This window comes from Microcystis sp. M53602_WE12 (genome assembly GCF_030065455.1).
Lineage (GTDB): Bacteria > Cyanobacteriota > Cyanobacteriia > Cyanobacteriales > Microcystaceae > Microcystis > Microcystis aeruginosa.
Genome location: NZ_JASJFB010000438.1, coordinates 1 through 2,478 on the forward strand (window position 1 = coordinate 1; position 2,478 = coordinate 2,478).

Genomic DNA, 2,478 nt, shown 5'->3' on the forward strand with positions numbered 1-2,478 from the left:
GGTCCGAAACGTTTTAAAAAGTGTTTCATCAGGGTTTGATAATTGCCTTCTTCCAGAATATTTAAAATGAATTGATCCCCCACTTGCATTAAAGACTCGATCGCCCGATCTTTGGCCACAGCAACGGTAAAACCGGGAGGATCAAAACTTGCTTGCGTCACCCAAGAAGCGACCATTGCACCGCTTCTGTCTCCTTTCTTGGTGGTAATAATATATAAACCTCCGCTAATCCGTCCGATGGCTTTATCAAGGTCAGTATCGAGGGATTTTCTTTGTTTAACTTTTACCTCTTGTGTTAATAGTTGTCCCATGTCTGTCCCCGCTTCTTCACAGCGTTGATAGAGACTCTCGTTAGGAGTTTCTGCGCTACGAATGGGATCAAAAGCTTTGGTTAAACCAACTTCACGAAACTTATTAAATAGAGGTAAAATTGATTCATCATCACCCCCTTGAGATTCAAACATTCCGATATATTGTTTGGGGTTAACCGAGGCGAGAATTGTGCCTAGATTCCCCGTAATTTCTTGGGCATGAATACCAGAAACGGGGGGAGTACCGATGACGATTCCCACCGCAGAAGAAGCTAATTCTTTTACCTCTTGGGGATCGGCGGATTTCAGGTCTAAAGTTTCTACAGCCAAACCAGTTTTAGTAATACCTTTGGCAATCGATTGACAGAGGCGATCGCTATAACCATAGTCGGAAATATAGAAGACAGCGACGGTTTTTTCTGCCTTAGTTTGTGCCTGACTCCAATCACGATAACGGGTCAATAATTCAGTAACATTATGTTTTAATAACGGTCCATGACCATTAGCCACGAGATTAATATTACCTAGGGGTTCCATCCGTTTCATCGCCGCTAGTACCGAACGAGCATTAGGAGCCATTAAACATTCATAATAGAAGCGATAATCCGGTTCAATAGCACTTAATTGCTCATCGTAGAGATCATCGGAACAGTAGTGCATTCCGAAGGCATCACAGGTAAATAAAATTCCCGAACCGTGATCGTAGGTAAAAATAGTATCGGGCCAGTGTAAATTAGGAGCGTTAACAAATTCGAGAATGTGACCATTGCCTAGGTCTAACTGATCGCCATTTTTGACCAGTTGACGTTGAAAGGGATGATGAACTAAATTCTCTAAAAACTGAATTGCCACTTTCGACCCAACGACGGTAATATTGGGAGCGAGTTGCAATATATCTCTGACTAACCCACTGTGATCAGGTTCAGTATGACTGATAATTAAATAATCGATTTCTTGGGGGTTAATTAATCCGTTGAGACTATCAAAATATAGTTGACGGAATTTTTCGTGAGAGGTATCCACAAGGGCGATTTTTTCCCCACGAATCAGATAGGAGTTATAAGTCGTACCGTTTTGTAATCCGAATTCAATATCGAAGCGATCGCGATCCCAATCGAGGGAACGAATAGCGGTAGTGTCTGCGGTGAGATCGGCCACCTGCACGGTGAGACGTTTTGTTTTGACTGGTGTAGCAACCATCGAACCCCTCCTTATTGTTAAGTTTTTTATACTTTGTCTCTATTGTGCCACGAGAAAATAGGTATGGGAATTTATTTTCCGATAATTACTGATAAGTAGGGAGGCACAATTATTTGTAGGATGGGTTAGCGGTAGCGCAACATGATCTGGCGTTGGGTTGAAGCATGAAACCCAACCTACGTTCTGATAACAGTTATCTTAATGCTCAGGTGGGAGTCGATCGTCGATAGCGAATTAGCTTATACTTCATCTTTATGAGAAACGCTCTCTAGGGATCTGTGTGGGGAAATGGCTGTTATACACTCGAGTCAAGTTAAATTGGACAACTAGTGATCGCTTTTCGGCGGAAACAGGGAATTAGACAAGAAATGCTAATAAGCTAAGACGCATTTAAACCGCTTATTCTTAGATTAGCAGCCAGATTCAGACAAGAAAGGCTCATGTCCCTTGCCTACACTCTATTACTTGTCTTAGATGTCTGTATAATTTGCTATATTTTTAGATGAGCTTATCATGATTTCCCGATCCAATCCACCCAGTAAAGTTACTTTAGAATTTGGGTTACAAGTTGAGGGTAAAACGGTGATTCCTTTGCTGACAAAAGATTCAGCACAAGCTAATATTAAAGTTGCTATTGAATGGCAATTTAACCAAGATAAGGGAGGTTAGTATGCAAGTTCAAATCGAAAAACGCTATTACACACCTGAAGAATACTGTCAGCTAGAAGAAACAGCAGAATACAAAAATGAATATCTAGATGGAGATATTATTCCTATGACGGGAGCAACAATCAATCATAATCTGATTGCTGGTAATTTTTATAAAAATTTTCCGACTAAGATTAACAATCAAGATTATTGGGCTTTTATGAGTGATGTACGGTTATGGATGCCAAGATATCGCTTTTATACTTATCCTGATGTCATGGTGATTAAAGACAAACCATTATATGAAGGAAAAGGCACA

General features: G+C 40.5%; 3 protein-coding genes. 2 read left to right on the top strand and 1 reads right to left on the bottom strand.

Going from position 1 to position 2,478, the window contains the following annotated elements; all coding sequences use genetic code 11:
• Positions 1-1,511 (bottom strand): diflavin flavoprotein (locus tag PX482_RS14780; RefSeq protein WP_288122617.1); only part of this gene is annotated, 1,511 nt, incomplete at its 3' end.
• A 513-nt stretch (positions 1,512-2,024) separates the two neighbouring features.
• Here PX482_RS14780 and PX482_RS14785 point away from each other — a divergent pair.
• On the top strand, positions 2,025-2,180 hold the full coding sequence (locus PX482_RS14785; RefSeq protein WP_002762885.1) for a CU044_2847 family protein: 156 nt from the start codon (positions 2,025-2,027) through the stop codon (positions 2,178-2,180).
• Position 2,181: 1 nt separating this feature from the next.
• On the top strand, positions 2,182-2,478 hold a 297-nt coding region (locus PX482_RS14790; protein WP_271987681.1), incomplete at its 3' end, for a Uma2 family endonuclease.

Coding starts and splice junctions, on each gene's coding strand:
- PX482_RS14785 (WP_002762885.1), top strand. CDS start 2,025: ATGATTTCCCGATCCAATCCACCCAGTAAAGTTACTTTAGAATTTGGG.